The organism is Paenibacillus spongiae (assembly GCF_024734895.1).
Taxonomy (GTDB): domain Bacteria; phylum Bacillota; class Bacilli; order Paenibacillales; family Paenibacillaceae; genus Paenibacillus_Z; species Paenibacillus_Z spongiae.
The window spans coordinates 2,090,067-2,109,740 of sequence record NZ_CP091430.1 but is presented as its reverse complement, the minus strand read 5'-3'; the positions used below and the strand labels follow the sequence as shown (position 1 = coordinate 2,109,740).

16 protein-coding genes are annotated in these 19,674 nt (G+C 53.3%); 3 read left to right on the top strand and 13 right to left on the bottom strand.

Annotated features, from left to right (window positions below; translation table 11 throughout):
- Window positions 1–233: 233 nt before the first annotated feature.
- From L1F29_RS09560 to L1F29_RS09500, 13 genes are all read right to left on the bottom strand, one after another.
- Window positions 234–803, bottom strand: a complete 570-nt coding sequence (locus L1F29_RS09560; RefSeq protein ID WP_258388089.1) for a nitroreductase family protein — start codon at window positions 801–803, stop codon at window positions 234–236.
- 170 nt (window positions 804–973) lie between these two features.
- Complete coding sequence (locus tag L1F29_RS09555) at window positions 974–2,863, bottom strand: ABC transporter ATP-binding protein (RefSeq protein WP_258388088.1); 1,890 nt, start codon at window positions 2,861–2,863, stop codon at window positions 974–976.
- Between the two features lie 352 nt (window positions 2,864–3,215).
- Window positions 3,216–4,325 carry a DUF4179 domain-containing protein gene (locus L1F29_RS09550; RefSeq protein ID WP_258388087.1) on the bottom strand — a complete coding sequence of 370 codons (1,110 nt, stop codon included), beginning with the start codon at window positions 4,323–4,325 and terminating at the stop codon, window positions 3,216–3,218.
- Window positions 4,322–4,840 (bottom strand): RNA polymerase sigma factor, encoded by a 519-nt coding sequence (locus L1F29_RS09545; protein WP_258389650.1) that lies wholly within the window; start codon window positions 4,838–4,840, stop codon window positions 4,322–4,324. Before L1F29_RS09545 ends, L1F29_RS09550 begins: the two co-directional genes overlap by 4 nt.
- Window positions 4,841–5,466: 626 nt before the next feature.
- Window positions 5,467–6,351 carry a carbohydrate ABC transporter permease gene (locus L1F29_RS09540; RefSeq protein WP_258388086.1) on the bottom strand — a complete coding sequence of 295 codons (885 nt, stop codon included), beginning with the start codon at window positions 6,349–6,351 and terminating at the stop codon, window positions 5,467–5,469.
- Window positions 6,352–6,373: 22 nt separating this feature from the next.
- Entirely contained in the window at window positions 6,374–7,276 is a 903-nt protein-coding gene (locus tag L1F29_RS09535; protein WP_258388085.1) for an ABC transporter permease, read from the bottom strand.
- 200 nt (window positions 7,277–7,476) lie between these two features.
- On the bottom strand, window positions 7,477–9,204 hold the full coding sequence (locus tag L1F29_RS09530; protein WP_258388084.1) for an extracellular solute-binding protein: 1,728 nt from the start codon (window positions 9,202–9,204) through the stop codon (window positions 7,477–7,479).
- A gap of 411 nt (window positions 9,205–9,615) precedes the next feature.
- A complete protein-coding gene (locus tag L1F29_RS09525) occupies window positions 9,616–11,268 on the bottom strand; it encodes a response regulator (protein ID WP_258388083.1) in 1,653 nt (550 codons plus the stop codon).
- A complete protein-coding gene (locus tag L1F29_RS09520; protein WP_258388082.1) occupies window positions 11,237–13,054 on the bottom strand; it encodes a sensor histidine kinase in 1,818 nt (605 codons plus the stop codon). The genes L1F29_RS09525 and L1F29_RS09520 overlap by 32 nt, the downstream gene beginning before the upstream one ends.
- A gap of 96 nt (window positions 13,055–13,150) precedes the next feature.
- Window positions 13,151–13,984 carry a sugar phosphate isomerase/epimerase family protein gene (locus L1F29_RS09515; protein WP_258388081.1) on the bottom strand — a complete coding sequence of 278 codons (834 nt, stop codon included), beginning with the start codon at window positions 13,982–13,984 and terminating at the stop codon, window positions 13,151–13,153.
- Between the two features lie 560 nt (window positions 13,985–14,544).
- On the bottom strand, window positions 14,545–15,342 hold the full coding sequence (locus L1F29_RS09510; protein WP_258388080.1) for a creatininase family protein: 798 nt from the start codon (window positions 15,340–15,342) through the stop codon (window positions 14,545–14,547).
- 6 nt (window positions 15,343–15,348) lie between these two features.
- Window positions 15,349–16,350 (bottom strand): aldo/keto reductase, encoded by a 1,002-nt coding sequence (locus L1F29_RS09505; RefSeq protein ID WP_258388079.1) that lies wholly within the window; start codon window positions 16,348–16,350, stop codon window positions 15,349–15,351.
- Window positions 16,351–16,368: 18 nt separating this feature from the next.
- Window positions 16,369–17,151 carry a phytanoyl-CoA dioxygenase family protein gene (locus tag L1F29_RS09500; protein ID WP_258388078.1) on the bottom strand — a complete coding sequence of 261 codons (783 nt, stop codon included), beginning with the start codon at window positions 17,149–17,151 and terminating at the stop codon, window positions 16,369–16,371.
- Between the two features lie 272 nt (window positions 17,152–17,423).
- Here L1F29_RS09500 and L1F29_RS09495 point away from each other — a divergent pair, with 272 nt between their 5' ends.
- The 3 genes from L1F29_RS09495 to L1F29_RS09485 all read left to right on the top strand — a co-directional run bounded on the left by L1F29_RS09495 (window position 17,424) and on the right by L1F29_RS09485 (window position 19,512).
- Window positions 17,424–18,056, top strand: a complete 633-nt coding sequence (locus L1F29_RS09495; protein WP_258388077.1) for a DedA family protein — start codon at window positions 17,424–17,426, stop codon at window positions 18,054–18,056.
- A 100-nt stretch (window positions 18,057–18,156) separates the two neighbouring features.
- The gene (locus L1F29_RS09490; protein ID WP_258388076.1) at window positions 18,157–18,810 is read left to right on the top strand and encodes a DedA family protein; all 654 of its coding nucleotides are present in this window, start codon (window positions 18,157–18,159) and stop codon (window positions 18,808–18,810) included.
- A gap of 477 nt (window positions 18,811–19,287) precedes the next feature.
- Window positions 19,288–19,512 (top strand): hypothetical protein, encoded by a 225-nt coding sequence (locus L1F29_RS09485; RefSeq protein WP_258388075.1) that lies wholly within the window; start codon window positions 19,288–19,290, stop codon window positions 19,510–19,512.
- Window positions 19,513–19,674: the final 162 nt, after the last annotated feature.

The following is a 19,674-nucleotide window of genomic DNA, read 5'->3' as shown; positions in this document are numbered from 1 at the left end:
GATCGGAATGAACGGTGAGGGTGTCAGTGATTCTAAAAGAGAATGTTACAGCATGGCGGCAAGCAGCAGAACGACCAGCAGCACATAGATGACGAGTACCAGCAGAAGTAAAGTTCGCCGCGTCAAACCAAGCAGCTCCTCTCGCATGGAATAGGCTTATGTTCCATCCTATGCGGGCGGAAGCGGATTCGGAGCTTGCCCCTTTATATTATGTAACGACCAGCGTCTCGCAGCTAGTCGATCCATACCGTCTTGGAAGCAGCGCTTTCCCTGCGTCCCGCTGGCGCCGGACCTTCCGGATTGCCCAAATAGATAAGCCCCAATACGCGGTCCTGCAGCCTTAAGCCGAAGGCCTCGTTCATGATCGGATGATAGCACGGCTCGCCCGTACGCCAAATCGCGCCGAGCCCAAGAGCATGGCTTGCAAGCAGCATGTTCTGGACGGCCGCGTATACAGCCCCGTATTCTTCGATCTCGATGACCATTTTACGGTCGCTTGGGACAGCCGCCACGGCTATAATAACGGGAGCGCGCAGCGCCTTCTTCTTGGCCGCTTCCGCAGCGGCCACGCTCTCTTCCGAGCCAGGAGAGGCAGCGCCCTCCATCGCGATCCTGTAATAGGCATCGCCCAGCTTGCCGCGTCCTTCCCCTGACATGACGAAGAAGCGCCACGGCTCGGTCAGCCGATGGTTGGGAGCCCAAGTGCCGGCCTCCAATATTTGTTCGATCGTTTCTTTTGGGATGCTGTCTTCCTTGACTTTACCGACTGATCTTCTTGTCGCAATCGCTTCGAATAATTCCATGATCGACTCCTGACTCTCGTGAAAGTTTTGGTCTTTACTCTATACTACCATAACGGCAGCACAGCTAGTAGAGTCATATGCTGCCGGTCATGCGGAAGCTGCCCATGCCAGGCATATGCCATAGCAAAGGGCAGCTTATTCCACGCTATTCGCTTAGCGGCAGAGGCGGATCATGTACCGTATTTCAGCTCCGCCATTTCCTCCGGCTTCATCGCCTTCAGCTGCTGCTCATACAGCTTCCGGTACATCCCGTCCTCCCGGAGCAGCTGCTTATGGGTTCCCCGCTGGACGATGCGTCCGTTGTCGATGACGAGAATCTGATCGGCGCGCACTACCGTTGCAAGCCTATGGGCAATGACAAAGGTTGTGCGGCCTTCCATTAACCGCTCCAACGCTTCGGTTACAAGCGCTTCGGATTCCGAATCGAGTGCCGAGGTCGCTTCGTCCAGAATGAGAATTTGCGGGTCCTTCAGTAGCGCCCTTGCAATCGCGAGCCGCTGCTTCTGGCCTCCCGAAAGCCTCATTCCCCGCTCTCCGATGATGGATTCGTAGCCGTCCTTGAAGCTTTCGATGAACTCGTGAGCGTTAGCGGAACGGGAGGCCGCGACGATCTCGGCCATTGTGGCATCGGGACGCCCGTAGACGAGATTATCGCGAATCGAGCCGGAGAACAGAATGTTGTCCTGCAGGACGATCGCGATATGCCTCCGCAGATCCTCCAGCTTGTAGTCCCGGACATCCATGCCGTCAATGAATACCCGGCCCTTATCGGCATCGTAGAACCGCGGAATAAAGTTGATCAGCGTCGATTTGCCGGCTCCGCTCGGCCCTACCAGAGCAATGACCTGACCGGGCTTAGCCTCGAAGGAGATGTCGTGCATCGCCTCTCGCTCCTCCAATTCGATGACGGGCTTAGGCGGACTCACATTGGCCGGCAGCCAGAAGAATCGCTTGGGCGTCGGCTCCTTCTCGACCAGATCGGGATCCTTCGAATTGTTCATATGCTGCGGCACCGGCGTTCGTATCACATATTTGAACGAAACATCCTGAAAGCGGATCTGCCCCCTGCACACCGGCATCGGTCGTGCATCCGGAGAATCCTTCACGTCGGGATGCTCGTCGAACAGCTCGAAAATCCGTTCAATGTTCGTGATTGAATTTTGAATCGTGACGTTGACGTCGGCGAAGCGTTGAATCGGACCATAGAGATTGCCCAGCAGCATCTGAAATGCGATAATTTCGCCTGCGGTCATTTTTCCATTCAAGGCAAGCGTGCCTCCGACGAGCCAGATCACGATGCCGCCGGCATTAGCCAATGTTTCGCTCATTCGCCCGAGAAGATTGGAAACCAGATGAGCAGACATCGTATGCTTGAAGTGCTGATGCGTTTGTTTGTTGAACCGCTTCTTCTCGATCTTCTCCCCGTTAAACGCCTGGACGACGCGAATCCCCGACATCCGTTCCACTAGCGTGCCCGAGATGCGCTCCATCTGCCGATGTACCGAACGCCAGGCAAGCCGGATCCGGACATTCATGTTCGTGAACGACAGATAGTAAAGCGGTAGAATGGCCAGTGCAATGAACGCCAGCATTGTGTTCATCTTAAACAGCATCGCCCCGGCAAACAGAACAAGAAACAAATCCATGACCAAGTTGATGACGCCGCCGCCAATCAGGTTCTGCGCGCCCCCGATGTCATGCAATATCCGCGATGACAGACCTCCGACATGCCGCTGTTCGTAAAACCCGACCGACATCCGCTGCAGATGATCATACAGCTGATCCCGTAAATCCCGCATCATCCGGTTGCCAAGGCCTGCCGTCAAATAACCGCGGATGAAATTAATCGCGATCCCGCAGACGGTAATCACTGCCATCACCATGACGACTTCGTGCAACCCCCAGCTGCCTTTTCCCTGCAGGACTTCGTCGACGATGATTTTCGTCAGCCACGGGTTAGCAAGCGGCTGCACGAACTGAATGACGCCCAGCGTAATGATGACGCCGATCATTGGCCAGTATGGCCTTGCCCAAAGCAAATAGCGTTGTACCGGACTCATCGGATCCTTTTCCCTCCCCCTTATTAACAGAAAATCCATTTGGAAACAAAATGAATATAACCGTTTCCAGAAGCGCTGTCATATGGGGATCAGACCGCTATACCCGGGTATCGGGGCATTACCGGCGCCTCATGCCAGCCTCGCTCCCCTCTTCTTATAAATCCACCATTTTTCTCCATAAATCATCCATCGCACAGCAAAAAAGGCACCAAAAACGGCGCCTTGAAGCTCTTCCCATATCTTACATGACATGTAATAGTTATTTAAAAATCCGCTCTCCCCCGCTGCCCGCACACTGCGTTCCTTCCCTGAAGAAGCCGGAGCTCCAAGTCCCGCTTGCTTGCTTCTTCGCTTATGAAAGGGGAATCTTCACCGCCAATTGCTGCAGCGGCTTCTCCGAATATTCCCCCGCCTTGTCCGTCTTCGGATAGACCATTAGGACAGGGACGACCGTTACCGCTTTGACCCCTTCGGGTACCGGCTCCGTGAACAAGCGGATATCCCGGATTTCGGTCCACTTCTCCTCGGGCAGGCTTCGACCCTCGACCTTGCTTGCGCTCGATGAGGTTATTGTGCCCAGCATCAGACCGTCGCCGTAAGTAACTTCGTATTTCATTCCATAGTTGAAATCCGGGTCTTCCCTATACAGATTCCTCGGCAGTTCCATATGAAGGCTCCATATGACCGCGCTAGCTGCCATTCTCGACTTGACCACTCCGAATTGGACGTCATCCTTCTTGACTGTATATGAACCGTCATACGTTCTCTCCGTTACGTCACCGGACTTGTCCTCCTTGATCTCGAAGCTCCAATTGCCAGTTACCATCTGCTTCACAACGGCGTCGGATCCGCTGACTGCAATCTGGGGTACGTTAATTTTGAGCGGGAACGGGTCCGGTACATCGCGGTCAAAAAAATAATTGACGATCCCGATCTTGTTCTCGCCCCACAACGCCCCCGAATCGGAGTTCAGTACCCCGGGCGCGATCTTCTTCACGGAGCTGTCAAGCTGAAATACAGGCTTCACGTAATCCTGCTGCGGTATTCCGTCTTTATGAGCAAGCGAGTAGCTGAAGGAAAGGCGCATCCCGTCATATTGAACCTCATGAATCTGTAACGTGTACCCCTTGTCTTCCTTGCTGAGCAGTACAGGCAGCTCCTTCTGATTCGGCCGGTCGGATACGCCCTTGTCTCCCATCGAGGCGAAGATCGATTGCAGGAACGGCTTGACCGTATCTGCGAAGGTGTTCCCGTTCACAGCCAGCACCGATCCCGCCACGAGTACGATTCCGGCCACCCATGCCCATTTGTACGAGGAGGAGCGTGAACGCTTCCTGCGCCTCTTTCCGTGAGGCAGCCCTTCCAGTGTCTGGTCAATTCGGGCTTTCACTTCGCCCGGCACCACGCTTCCATGGACGTGCAGCCTCTCTTTAATGCGGATATCCAGCAATGAACGTTTCATTGCAGTCCCACCTCCGGTTCCGTCTCTTTAAGCAGCACAGCCAGCCTCATTCTCGCCCGGTACAGCCGCGATTTGACAGTGCCTTCCGAAATGTCGAGCAGCTGCGCAATCTCCTTGACCGACATATCCTCCATATAGTAGAGGACGACAACCTCCTTATGCTCCAGGTCCAGCTCGCCGAGCAGCTCGTCGAATTCAACCGTCGATTCAAAGCCATGCGCGTCTTCCCGCTCGACGAGGCCGATCATCGGAATGAACTTGCTGTTGTGTCTGGCGATTTGCCTGCATTCATTAATGAGAATTCGAATAAGCCACGTGCGAAAATAAGCCGGCTCCCGCAGTCCGCCGATTCCGTTATACGCCTTGAGAATCGCCTCCTGGATGGCATCTGCCGCATCCGAATCCGACTTCAATATGCCGCGGGCAACCGCGTACATGGATTGCTCGTTTGCGCGTATTAATTGTATGAAAGCTTCCCGCGTTCCTTTGATCGCTTCCTGTACCGTTGTCGACACGTCCAAAATCGTGCAGCTCCTTTCCCTTTGCCTATTAGATGGACGAGTAAGGCGTTTGGTTCCCGCTCTATGAATTTTTTTTGCGCATTTCTCCAACCAGCTGCTGTTGCCGGATTGCCTTGTTTTTTCTATCATTCGATCGATGCCGATCTATGCGATGTTGTTATTGTTGTATAACGTACAACATTATTCCATCATTAAGCCCCCAATGGCCGAATTGTTGTACTTTATACAGGAATGTGGTTATGAAATCATGGATTAGCCGCTATTTAAGGGAAATTCTTGTAGAATATGCAACAATATCCGCATCGTCAGAGCTATTGCCTGTCCATTGTTGTATTAAATACATGATTACAATGTTATAACCATATCCATTTCTATTTCCAAAGCGATACTCATAGCCCTATCCAATCAGGGGAGCGCCCGCTAGCACTTCTCCTGAACTGTTCTTCCGGCTCTGCTCGCTCTTATATGTATATCGGTTGAATGAAAGATTGGATCCATCGCCGCTTCACAGATCGAATTTCCCTTAAGATCAATGAAAAACAGCCACACAGGTCGGATACCTGTATGGCTGTATGATAGAAACAGCTGTTTATTTAATAGCTATCCAAACCGGAAACCATCTATTCCTTAACGCTGCCAAGCACGATGCCCTTCATGAAGAATCGCTGCAGGAACGGATACACGAGCAGAATCGGCAGCGCGCCCATAAAGATTTGTGCCGCTTTCGCCGTTCTGTCGTTCACCTCCGCCAATGATTTCATGTCCGTCGAAGAGACGAGGCTGAGATCCCGGTTGATGACAACGGTCTGCAGATAGCTCTGAAGCGGATAATGGTCGGGGGAGTCCATGAAGATCAGACCGTCAAACCAGGCATTCCAATGCCCGACGGCCGCAAACAGCGTTATCGTCGCCAAGGCGGGGGCAGACAGCGGAACCATAATGCGCCACAGCGTCGTCCAGTGTCCCGCGCCGTCGATGAAAGCGGCTTCCTCCAGCTCTTTGGGCAGCCCCCGGAAAAAGTTAAGCAGGAGGACGACGTTGAACACCGGCACGGCTCCCGGCAGGACAAGCGCCCAAATCGTATCCATGATCCCTGTGTAATTAACGGTCATATACAGCGGAATCAAGCCGCCTTGAAACAGCATCGTGATGACGAAAAACCATACGTAGATGGATCGGAATTTAAATTTGCGGACTTCCTTCGATAACGGGTAAGCGACTAGGATCGTCAGCACCATATTGATCGTCAAGCCGAGGGCGACCCTCTGGAGCGTGACGCCGATCGACGTCAGGAAAGCCGGCTTGGCCAGCACGAATTCATAGGAGCTGGTGGTAAACTCTACGGGCCACAGCTTGACGAGTCCCGCCGTTGCCGCCCCGCTCGAGCTGAACGAAACGGCCAGTACATGAATCAAGGGTACCAGACAAAGAATGGATAGCAAGGCCAACACGAAATAGTTCGCGCTAACAAACAATCTTCTTCCCAAGGTGAGCTGCTCGACCAAGCTTCTCCCTCCTTCAACGTTACTAGAAAATGCGATAATTAGCGAAGCGGTATGCCAAGTAATAGGAAACGGAAATAAAGGTGAAGGAGACGATCGACTTGAACAAGCCAACGGCCGTCGCTACGCCGTACTGCGCATCAACGAGTCCGATCCGGTAGACGAACGTATCAATGATATCTCCGGATTCATACACCTGCGGGCTGTATAAATTAAAGACTTGATCGAAACCGGCGTTCAGAACGTTGCCCATCGCCAGCGTCATCGTCAGGACGATAATGGGCATCATGCCGGGCAGCGTAATATGCAGCGTCTGTTTCCAGCGCCCAGCTCCGTCGACGATTGCAGCCTCATACAGAGCCGGATTAATGCCGGTCAAGGCAGCCAAATATACGATCGTGTTAAAACCGAACTCTTTCCATACATCCGTTATAACAAGCACCGGCCGGAACCAGGAATTGTCCCCTAGAAAATAAATCGGTTCGAAACCAAACAAGCTTAAGAATTGATTCACAATACCGCTGGAGGGCGACAGCACATCGATCAGAATGCCCCCGAGAATAATCCAGGAAAGGAAATGCGGCAAATAAATGAGCGTTTGAATGCCGCGTTTGAAAAACTCTTTGCGAACCTCATTCAATAAAAGCGATACGATAATGGGTACAACAAAGCCTACGATTATTTTGAATACGGCGATAATAACCGTGTTTTTGAGAATCCTCATGGAGTCCGGCATATCCAGCACATATCGGAAATTGTCCAGTCCGATCCAAGGCGAATCAAACAAGCCGCCCCTGGCCGGCATGAATTTCTGGAATGCGATCACGATGCCAAGCATGGGCCCGTAGCTGTAGATAAGTACCAGAATAACGCCCGGCAGCAGCATGAGATGCAGCGGCCAATTCGGCGATTTCAGTTTTTGAAGCATCCTGCCGCCTCCCTCGCGATTCATTGTCGATTGATCATTCATGAAATGAAGAAACGGCTTTCGCCGTCCTCTTCGTTGAAACAAGCTTCTTCCCCCTAAAGCAAGATCAGCGAACTGCCAGCGTTATTCCTGGCCTTTCGCGATCCTGCAAGAGAGGGAAGATTCCGCTTGCCGCTTCCCTCTTGCTTGCCTGCAGCCAATTACTTATTGGCGTACCATTCGTTGACTTCCTCGGTAATCTTATCGCCGCCGAGCTTCTTCCAGTCGGCCACGAACTTGTCGAAATTATCGATCGAGTCGCCCATGATGATCTTCGAGAATACTTCCAGCTCCATCTTCTGCAGCGTAGCATCCTTCTCTACCATCGTTTCGGTCGGTGCGCCGTAGAACTCACTGGCCAAAATACTGTTGCTCGAAACGTACTGGTTGATCACTTTGAACGATCCGTCAACGCCGAAGATCCGCTCATAGCCCCAGCCAAGCTCAGTACCCTCTTTGCCCGACAGATAAGCTTCAATTTGGGAGAGATTATCGGTCTCCTCCGGATTCAGCTTCGACTTGTCTCCGGACTTGATCGCTTCGCTTACATGCAGGTGAATGTCCAGATTTTTGCGGGCCGGCCAAGCTTGGAACGGGCTGTATTTAAACCGTTCGATGCCGCCCTTCGTGAAGTGCTCGGCGTAGTTTTCCGGCGTCGTCGTCTCGCCCCAGCCTGTCTCGACGAACAGGTTAATGACTTTGAGGAGCGCTTCCGGATTCTCCGTGTCCTTCAATACGGCATAGTACTGGCCGACCGCAAGACCGGTCCGAGGTTGTGCCGGTTTATCGTCTACCGATACGATCGGATACGATTGCCATTCCGCATTCTTGTCGTTCTTCTTGTTGTCTACGAGCGGCCAGAGCGGATTGGACATAGATCCAAAGTGAAGCCCGACTCTTCCTGCTGCAGCGAATTCCGCCGCTTTTCCGCCGTCTTTAACACCGAACTCGCGATCGATCTCGCCTTTCTTGTAAAGCTCCTGCAGCTTGGCCAGCGCCTGTTTCATTTCCGGTTGAATACTTCCGAACACAAGCTTGCCGGAACTATCTTTGATCCATTGCCGCGGATAAGCATGGTAGCCGTTCAAGAAGCCGTCAAGAGCGGCATATCCGCCATACAGATCCTTGTTCAAGGAAATGCCGATCGTGTCCGGCTTGCCGTTGCCGTCCGGATCCTGGGTCGTGAACGCTTCGGAGATCTTAAATACGTCCTCCATCGTCTTCGGCTCAGGCAGATTCAGCTTCTTCAGCCAGTCGGTGCGGACCCAGATCATCGCTGCCCCGTCCATCGAAGATCCCGTATTCGGTATCGCCATCAGCTTGCCGTCGAAGGTAGCCGACGCCAAGGCGTTCGGGCCATCCTGATTCATGATTTCTTTCGTGAACGGCGAAGCCCATTTCTCATAGACGTCGGTCAGATCCATCAGAAGATCAGCTTCAACCAACTGCTTCAGCTGCTTGGAATTGACCGGAATGAAATCCGGCAGTTCGCCGGAAGCAATGGAGACGTTCATCTTCTGCTCGCCTTGTCCACCAGGCCCGTCTCCGCTTACGACCCATTTGTTCTTCACGGTAATGCCCAGCTTGTCTTGGAGCGTACGAGTCCATACGTTGTTGTCAATACTGTCGCCATCCGCGTACTTGAACGTATCGTTCACGATCCGGACAGTTGTGATTTCAATCGGCGGGTCATATTTGCCCAGCGGGTCGGCTGGCCCCGTATCCGTCTTCCCTTCACTGCCTGCGCCGCCGGAATTATTCGCTGCTGCTTGGCTATTCCCGGACTTGTCGCCGCCCTCTTCCTTCTTCGGGCTCGAGCATGCACTTACAACAATCAACATCATAATAAGCAATAACGCGACCCATGTTCTGCCTCTCGTCTTTTTCATGGAGACCCTCCTAAAAGTTTTGTGAAGCATGACTACCTTGAGACTCTTCGCAACAAAACTTGCTTCGTAAGCGTAAGCCTCGCGTTGTGAAGCATGACTTCCCTGAGTCCTTCGCAACAAACTTGCTCGTTAGCGCAAGACTGTCTTGTGGAGCTCTGTTACTGCCGAATCTTTAAGCACAGACCTCGCGTGGAACGCGGCTGCGATCCACTTCGCCAAGAGCGCAGCTTCATTTTCTAGGATGTAACCGTTACCATGTTTGCCAGAAAGCATTCTTAGGCAGGTCAACTTGCTTGGTTTTAGTATAGTTGGAGTCATTCGAGCATGATATGGAACATCTTTTAGATTCATTCTCTTTTGTTTGGTTATGTCGAATTTTGGGTTTAAAAGGCGTTCGCCTGCCCTGCTGGCCTATAGACTAGCTTGTTCCCGGTATTCCTGGGGGCCGATACCGGCATGCTTCCGGAAGAAGCGGGTGAAGTAGCCCGGGTTATCGAAGCCGACCGCTGCCGCCACTTCATGGATCTTGCAGGGTGAGCGCTGCAGCAGGTCTTTGGCTTTCTCCAGCCGGGTGGCGACGATAAACTCGGATATATTTTGACCAGTCGTCTGCTTATACAGAACCGAGAGGTAGGCCGGGTTAAGATAGACGACTTCCGCCAGAACGGTCAGCGACAAATCGCCTCCGATTTGTTCGCGGATGTAGCGGTTTATTTTCTCGACGATCCGCTCGGTCCGTTCATCCTTGACTCCCTGCTTATAGGAGATCAGACGATTGGCCGCGAAGCGAAGATAATCGACTGCCTGCTCGCGCGAGGAATGCCCCTGCACGTTCATCAGCTGCTCCAGGCGAATTTCGCCATCCCGCTCAAGCTGTTCCGCCCATCCCCACCGGTTGATCAGTCCGATCAATTGGTTGGCCACCGTATAATAAGCCTCCAAATAACGGGCGTATTCGCTTGTATTGGCGAAGCAAGCGTCAATGGCGCTGCTTGCCTCTTCGGATCTTCCGCTCTCCAAAGCCACATCGAGCTGTTCCCGCAGACGGGATGGCATCGCAGCCGCCCCGCCGCCGCCCTGCTTCTCGGATATGCATCCCGTTTTGGCGAGAAGCATCATATTCTCCCCTTGACCGACGCCGAGCACTAGCTTCTTGCGCATTCGGAAGTACGTATCGGCGATCTGCTCCCACGGAACAAAGGCTCTGCCGCATATAATCGACACCGGCAGCTGAAGCAGCTGCGTACACGTAGACTGTACCGTCTCCAGCATTCCCTGCACGAACCGGACTGCGCCCGCCCGATCTCCATCACCGGCGATTCGTTCATCCGATATCGGCTGCTTGGTTTGGATCATGAGCATCAGATAGTAGTCGTCAATAATGACGGACTGGACGTTCATCTCGGCTAAAGTCTCCACGGCAATGTTCTCAATCGCAAAGAGGAGCAGCGGACGATCCGTGTCCGATATGCGTTCCGGCCACCGGTCCACCCTTGCCAGAACGGGCAGCAGCGGAGAATCCGAATCGAGGGGACTCTCCATCTCGGCAAGCCTGGCTTGGGACAGCCTTGCTTGGCCGATGCCGTACTGCAGCAGCTGCATGAACCAGCCGTTGCGCAGCCCCGGGAGCGCCTGTTGTATGCGTAATTTGGCATGCTGCAAATAACGGTCATTCTTCAATTCCTCCTCCAAGGCTTCGATTGTGCCCCGGACGCTCCGTAGAATAGGTTCGTCGCCTTCCGTCTTCAGAATATAATCCACACTGCCGTCCCGAAGCGCTTGTTGAATATATTTCATCTCGTTCATGCCTGTTAGAAAAATAACTTTGCAGCGAGGCCACGTTGCCTTGATATGCCGGTGCAGCTGAAGTCCATCCATACCCGGCATACGGATATCGCTAAGCACAATGTCGATCTTAACCCGATTGAGCCACTCGATCGCTTCGTTCGCCGAGTAAGCCTTGTATAGATCGAGCTCCGCCCAATCCATTTCCTGCAGCATTTCATATAAGCCATCTACCGTATACGGCTCGTCATCCACGATCAACAACCGGTACATTTGCATCTCCATTCTCCTCCCGATGGAGCAGCAGCCGAAGCTCTGCTCGTAGTCCGCCGCTCTCTCCCGCCAATAGGGTTAGACCGCATCCTTGCCCATACTTGATTTGAACCCGCCGGTGAACGTTGAACAGCCCTGTGCTTTCTGCTGATTCTTCCGCTGCCAGCAGCCGCATGCGAAGGGAATAGAGCGTGCTCTCATCCAATTCGTCGCCATTATCTTCCACGGCAATCACCAGCGTGTCGCCCTGAAGCTCGAACGAAACGCGGATCCAGCCATCCTTCAGCTTGTTCTCGAGCCCATGGTTGTACGCATTTTCAATTAACGGCTGCAAGATCAAACGCGGTACATGAAGCTGCTCCGTTCCTTTTGGCAGCTCGCCAAACTCCGTGTGAATCCGGCTACCAAAGCGGAATGCCTGAATGTCCGTATAGGTTCGCGCATACTTCACCTCCATCTCCAGCGCCATCTCTTCCATGCCGTCTCGTGTAATGAACTGAAAGTACTCTCCTAAGTATTTCGTGAATCGGATAATGTTCTCGTTATCGTGAAGCTTTGCCATCCGGTGCAAGATAAAGAAGCTGTTATATAGAAAATGCGGATTGATCTGCGACTGCAGCTGTCTTAGTTCCGCCAGCCGAACGCGATACTTATGCTCATACACCTCGTGAACGAGCACGTTAAGCTCTCTGACCATAGCGTTGAAGCGATCGAACAGAAACCCGAACTCATCCTTGAGCGGATACTGCACGACCAGATTCAGATTGCCCTGCTCCACCTTGTTGAAGGAACGAACCAGCGTGCGCATGGGCCGCTGGATAATGCGGTATATGCTTAATGCGAAGAAGACGATAATGACGACCGACGACAAGGTCAGCATAAGCATCAGCCACCTGTAACGGTTGATCGGTCCGAATATTTTGTCCTCGGGCATAAAGATGGATAACGTCGAATCCAGCATGCTGGAAGACTTGGCGATCACAAGATGCTGTTCTCCGTTCATCGTGACCGATTTCTGTATTTGCCGGTCAGATGCGGCATTTTGTCCACCCGGATCAGATGAATCCGACGATTCCATCAGCTTGGACACCGCCAGTTCCGCCTCCTCCGATCCGTTATTGCTCGTAATGAAATATCGCGGGCGGTTGCCCGAGAGAACAGCCGTCTCCCCATTATTCGTAAACTGGCGCATCGCGCTGCGAAGAGCGGGCTTCGAGATCTCAACCGTCAGCAGGAACACGGGCTTGCGCCCTCCGTACGCAGAAGGGTCGGGATAAGGGACGCTGATGAATAAACGGTCGTGCCACATTATGAAAGGCGACTCGTACCGGTTCGTTATGACGGACAGCGCATTGAATTGCTCCTCGTCGAAATAATTGATGGCGTCGTCGTTGGAGGTGACGGTCCGGTCCAGTTCGGGAATAAATGCGATGACATTATGCACAAAGCTGCTGGATGTTTTAACCAAATTCAATTTATTCTTCAATGCCAATATCGCGTCCGTTCTTTCAATATCCGACATAATGGCCGACGCGGTGCTTAATTTCATCAGGTCCTCATCATTCACGTAGGGGACGATGAGCTTAATGACCCTTTGAATATCGGATTCGATCAAGTTGACATACAGCTCGACCTTGGTGTTCATGGATTGAACAATTTCTTCGCGGACCGTATTTTGCCCATATTCATTCATGTACAGATTGAGCGCATACAGCGGTGCAAGCACACCCAGAAAAGTTAGAACGATTTTCATAAAGATGGAACTGAAGGGCGACTTCCTAAAAAACTTCATCCTAAATTCCCCTCTCGTGCAAAAGGACTCTTCCGCCCATGGGGCAAAAGAGTCCTCTTGTTCATATCTTCTCTCGCGCATCTCATGGTGTGTATTCTACAAGCCTGCTGCGCTAAATACTTGGTTAAAGCCTGTTCTGGAACGCTGCAATAGAGCATCGGGCGATTCCGAAGGCGGTTCAGCGGTTAAGATTTCCTGGGCCACGGCTCCCTTGTAGCCAATCTTGTGAAGGGCTCTTAAGAAACCGGCCAGATCGATAACGCCTTCACCCGGATAGATTCGGCCGTTATCCTTTGCTTCCTCTACCGGAACATCCGGCGCGTCGTTGATGTGCACGTGAACGATTTGTTCCGGGCGGAGACGCTCGATATCCGCAGTCGTCAGCTCATTCGTGTACCAATGATACGCGTCGAGCAGCAGTCCTACGTTGTTCTCCCCGATGGCGTCAATCCAATCCAGCGTTTCCTCCATCGTCCAGATGAACGGATACTTCCAGTGAGTCCGAAGATGATGCGGACCAACGAACTCGAGGCCAAGCCGGATGCCGTAAGCGCCAAGGATTTGGGCGCACATGCGCAATCTCTTCGTCGCCAAGGCCATGAAATGCGCCGGCTTCATGTCCGTGGATGGCAGAATATAGGTGCAGCAGCTCGTACAGCCCAGCGCAGCCGCTGCGGCAGCCGATTTGGCCAGCTTCTCCAACCCTTGAAGGAACGCTTCTTCCGTCGTCCGCCATTCAACAGGGAGACCGATCGTACCGATCACGATCCCATGCTTGCGGAGCAGCTCGCGCGCCGGCTCCAGGCCAAGACGCTCCACCAGTGAAAGCGCATCCAAATCAACCGCTTGAAATCCATGTTCCGCAGCGGCCGCTATAAAACGCTCATCGCCATTCATTCCAATTCCAGCTTGCGTTAAACCTCTAAGCATAACTTTACCTCCATTTAAACGTATAGTGACATGATTACAGAACATATATGTATGCAGCCTGTATGCATGGACACGTTGCGCATTGGCAGACCCGACTGCCTCAGCTTGTTCAACGCGCACGCTACCTTGAATATACATTCCACTCTCGATACCGTCAAGGAAAGATGATGTAAAGTTAGCCCTCCGATTCGGAGCACGCTGTTCAAGTCCCGCAGGCGATAGAAGCTAGCCGGCGGCTGACGTAAATAGCGGCGAAGCGGTTGGCGGCTTCGCGCAGTGATGCCCGCCGGGAGGCGGATTGATGGCTTGCTTCAATCCGCTCGTAGCTGGCGCTGTAAGACCCTAAAAGGGACTTACAGACTCTCTCTCCGGCTGGCCCGATGCTGTAACGCCGTTTTTCGGTCTTGCGGCTGCATTCTTGCGCCCGCGCTTCCCCGCCCCTTGCTTTGAGGCGTGATGGCCATTACGTCACGCGCATAAGCGCAGCAAGGGCTCCTCTTCGAAGCTTAGCAGCAAGTGCAGCACGCAGCCTGAAGGAGCCCCAATCGCTGCCGCTTCTATTATGGAACCAGCTGCTGCAGCCTTACCCGCAGGTCTTCGACCATTAGCTGCAGCGCCGTTTCCCCGTATTCGCGGTTAGCATGGGTGCGCGGATCGGGGCCCAGAGCTACCCCCGCCAGCGGCTTCGTCAGATCGGGGTCCAGCCTGCCGAGATCTACGGTCTCCGGCTGGATGGCCATGAGCAGCGAGGTCTCGTAGGCAGCGGCATGATCGCCTTTCCCGTCACGGGCATACCGCTCATCGTTCAGCGTCAATATGCCGCACCGGCCACCGTCTTGCTTATACTTCTCTATGGCCCGGGCTAACGGATCCATGAGGGGGTAATGCCCGGGAATAGCGACGATCGTAGTCAAGCCGTAGCTCTCGATTTGGAAGAAGGCATGGACCGCCAATTCTTCCCACAGTCTCCAACCGCCGTTGCGGACCGATCTGGCCGCATTACGCTCATACGAGTCACGCGGGACCTCCAACGCGCCGCACATCGTATCGCCCGGATTCCAGAGCGTTCCATCCTGCTCCGATACCGGCATCAGTCCGTCCAGATGCCGCTCGCAAATTTCTCCGCGATGGTCTCCCCAGTACATCGGCGGCATCGCCAGCCCGCCCAGCTCCTCGGCCAGCCTCATCGCTATTCCGTGCGCCTTCAGCCCGTCAAGGCCATAAGGATTATGCAGCCCGTGCCACTCCAAGATACCGAATGCCAAATAGGCAACCGGCCGCTCCCGCTTTCGTTCTGCGATCTGCTCTGGCCGCAGCTCGTGAAAAGCCACGCCAGGACGGATATTCCCTTGTTTCACAAAGGCTCATTCCTCTCCGGCAGTATGATAATTTCTCGGCCATTGATAGGCCCGGAACGCTTCTAACAAATCCGCTGGCAGCGGCTCGCCGTCCGATACCGCCACATTCAGATCAACCTCCGCCGGCGATTTCATCCCGGGGATGACGACACTGACTGCAGGATCGGACAAGCAGAACCTGAGCGCAGCTTCCGCCAGCGTGGAATACCGGTCGCCTGCCGTCTGACGCAGCGTTTCCTTCAGCTGTTCGACCTTGCGGAACGTCTTCATGAACCGCTCGCCGCGGAAATACCGCTTACGCACGTCTCCCTCTTCCCACTCGTCATATGTCCCAGGCGTCCAATTGCCGATCAGGGCGCCTTCGTCGAAAGGCACGCGCGCAATAACGGCTGCGCCGTTCTCCCGGCAAGCGGGAAGCAAGCGCTCCGCAGGGCGCTGTTCGAATATATTGAACACCACCTGCTGCGAGGCGACCCATCCGGTCTCGGCAAGCTCGATTCCGTCTTCCGGACGATAGTCGCGGATCGAAACGCCAATCTCGCGGATCTTCCCTTCCTGCTGCAGCTGAAGCAGCGTATCATACCACTCCGTATGCTGGATCCCGCTTGGAAACCATCCATGCAGCTGGTACAAATCGATGGCTTCCACGCCAAGGCGAAGCAAGCTGGCTTCACATTGCTCGCGCAGATGAGCTGCGGGATATCGCCCCTCCATGGCCGGCGTTCCGTCCGACGCATCCGGCCAAGCGATCGGCTGCACTTTAGTCGCGATATAGACCGGACCGCTTCCCTTCCATTCCCGCAGCGCCTTGCCGATGACTTCCTCCGACCGGCCCCGGCCGTACATCTGCGCGGTATCGACAAAATTAATCCCGCGATCCCATGCATGATGAAGCGTTCGGATAGATTCGTTCTCATCCACCTTTCCGAAATCGCCGCCCAGCTGCCAGCCGCCAAAACCGATTTCGGATACGCTCCAACCGGTTTTGCCGAATGTTCTGTACTTCATCGGGTTATCCTCCCCTTCTTAGGCCAGCTTAGGGAACATCCCGCCGCGAAGCACATCGTTCTTCTCAAAGTTCAGGCCGTCCGTACACGCATGGCCAGCGCCGCTGAAGGTCGTCCCGTCCGCCATATAGATGATGGCCAGCGCCCGGCGGGGGTTATCGGTCTGATTCGCATGCGCGTAGTGGAAGGTGAGCCCGTCATGGAAGGTGCAGCTGCCAGCCTTCATCCGGACAATGGCGGCTTTATTGCGATCAAGCCCGGAAGCGCCTTCCTCCGAGAAAATATCATGCGGCTCAACGAGATCGACATGCTTCAAATTTTTAATTTTTTGCGATTTCGGCACAAACATCATGCAGCCGTTATTCTCGTCCACATCGTCCAATGCGATCCAGATGGAAAGCGCGCCGGTCTCGTTCATCGGCCAGTAAGGCCAATCCTGATGCCAAGGCGTCGGCTTCGAATCCTGAGGCATCTTGAATAGAGCGTGGTCGTGGAACAGGCGGATCCCTTGAGCGCCGGACAATTGCTTCGCCGCATCGGCAAACCGGTTAGACAAGACGAACCGGGCCATGCCGCCGTGATCGCGCCATGTATTCACCCGTTGATTCAAGACGTTGAAATATGCATTCCCTTTCTGGGACGTCTGTACGGAACGGCCGCCTTGCGCGCCCATTACTTCGCCCAGATGCTCGCGAAGCTCCTCCAGTTCCTCGGGAGACAATATATTATCGACTTGTACGAAACCGTTCTCACGGTAATATTGAATTTGCTCTTCCGTCAATTGAATGGTTGAATCGATCATGCTGCACACTCCTTAAATGATATAACGTTCTACATTTAATGTAATCGATTTCGGCATTCAATTCTTGGGGGATTCCATCGAAAACTAAGGTGATTTTCCACCTCTGTCACTCGAGTCCAGCTTGCATCTTAGACCAAGGTCTTGGTCGATACCCATCGCGGGTTCATTACGAAGATAACCGGGATTCGCTATCCTAAAAAAGAATGTAACCGGGGCGATAGGATCCCAAGCTGCAGCAAGTCTGAATGAATCGAAGGAAGAAGAGGATCAAGATGCCCCCTATTGAACATTGGTTTGAACAATTTGGCTACTTCGTATTGTTTGTTGGATTGATCGTCGATTTCATCCTTCCGTTTCCTGCTGAGCCTGTCATGGCTTACGCGGGCTATTTATCTTACACGGGCAGCATGCACTTACTCTCCTCCGTGTTCGTATCCTTTCTCGGAACCTCAGTCGCGATAACGATTTCTTACGGAATCGGGTATTGGGCGGGAATGCCGTTTATCGAGCGGTATGGCAAATGGCTGATGCTTAATCCCGGTAGGATAGGCAAGCTGCGGCGCTGGTTTGACAGCTATGGATACAAGCTGCTGCTGGTCAGCTTCTTCATCCCGGCGGGCCGTCAATTCTCCGGTTATTTGGCCGGAATCGTCCGCATCCCCTTCCGGTCATTCGCGATATACTCGTATTCCGGCGCGCTAATGTGGGTCTTCGTCTATGTTGGAGTCGGACATCTGGTCGGCCCGCACTGGCAGAATGTTCTGCACACGGTAAAAAGCTATGCGGGATTAATTGTGCTTGGAATCTGCCTTCTAGTCGCAGCGATCATCCTTATTAGAAGAATCGGGCGGCTTCATAAATCCGGTAACAGCCCTTCCTCCAAGAAGACCATGGATTCCGAGTAAAACGGCACGACCGGCTCTGCCTGCAGCCTGGCGACCTGCCGTGCAGTTTTGCTGCATTAGGGCACTGCTGCGGGACCCGGCTCGAATAAGGAGCATAATGATGAAGCTGTTACTTTATATTGAACAACTGTTTGCGGACTATGGTTATTACGTGCTGCTCATAGGCCTGCCATTGGATGCCATCGCGCTGCCGATCCCGCCGGGAAACATGACATTGGCCTATACCGGCTATCTGTCCAGTAAGGGCGTGCTTCGCTGGCTCCCTGCCATGGCGGCTGCAAGCGCGGGCTCCATGCTGGGGATAACCGCCACGTATTGGATAGGTTATTCGCTGGGGATGCCGCTGATCGAGCGATGGGGCAAATGGTTGTTAATAAAGCCCGCTCACTTGGAGAAAGCAAGAAGCAGCTATGAGAAGCATGGCAATAAATTGCTTCTGTTCAGTTATTTCGTTCCCGGCGTCAGACAATTTATTGGCTATTTCGTTGGCATGATCCGGGTGCCGTTCCCTGTATTCGCCCTTTACGCCTATACCGGGTCGCTGCTATGGGTGAATGCATTCGTCGGGATCGGTTATTTGTTCGGGGATCAATGGCCCCTCGTCCTGATGGCGGTCGAAAGGTGCTTGAAGTTCATCGTCATCGGATTATCCATTCTGCTCGGCGCGCTGCTTCTGCTGAAATGGCGGCGCAGGCGCGGGAATAAGGCATTGCCCCCTCATGAAGCCAAGCCTCATGGGATGCCGGATGAATAAACGCTGGTGCCGCTTCTTCGTATTGTATGGCAATTCACACAGCCTGAGCGTGCTTCGGACGTCATCAATCGCCTACCAAGCAGCAGCCTGGGCCCGCTATGGACATGGGATGCGTTATTCGGTGCAATTCGGCCTATTGGCGACGGTTGGATGCCTGCGCGGGTTCACGACTCAACAACCGGCTGATTCTATGGAATGTTTCAACTACGAAAAGGAATTCATATTTTATTCAAAGCGTTATTTGGGTTCAATTAGCTGCGAGCTCTCGTGAAACGTCAGAGAGGATTATTCATATGATATATGAAAGAACGTACGGGAATGCCTTACAGGAGGGCTTTACTTTGGTTATATGCGGCATACGGCTCTAAGTTTGGCATACATCGGCAGATGGAGGCGATGTTTTAATAATCTCCTAATAGGTGAAGGAGATAGAAGCATATCTTTAACTAGTATCCTACAGGAATGGAGATGAAAGGCATGACAATGGGGAAATGGATGCGCTATATTACCGCCGGCATGCTGCTCGGCATCTTGGTGATCGGATTGTTGCCGTTCCTGCTCGTCTACAGCATGGCTGATCTCTTAGGCACTATTGATCTAGACTCTTCTCCCTTATCGCTGCTCTTCACCAAATTAATCGGCATTGCCCGGAAGACGGAATCAGACGATTCGAAGCAGCAAGATGCCGATACGGCGGAATAGCAGTCAGTCAAGCATATGGCAAGCCGGCCATAACAGTCCGTTCTCCGCCATCGGATAACGCTGAGCCTGTAAATCAGCCGTGCATTGCCACAACGCGCGCGGGGAGCGGCTTGCGGCACCCTGTTCCAAACGTGTATACCCGCAAAAAAGCAAACACCGCCC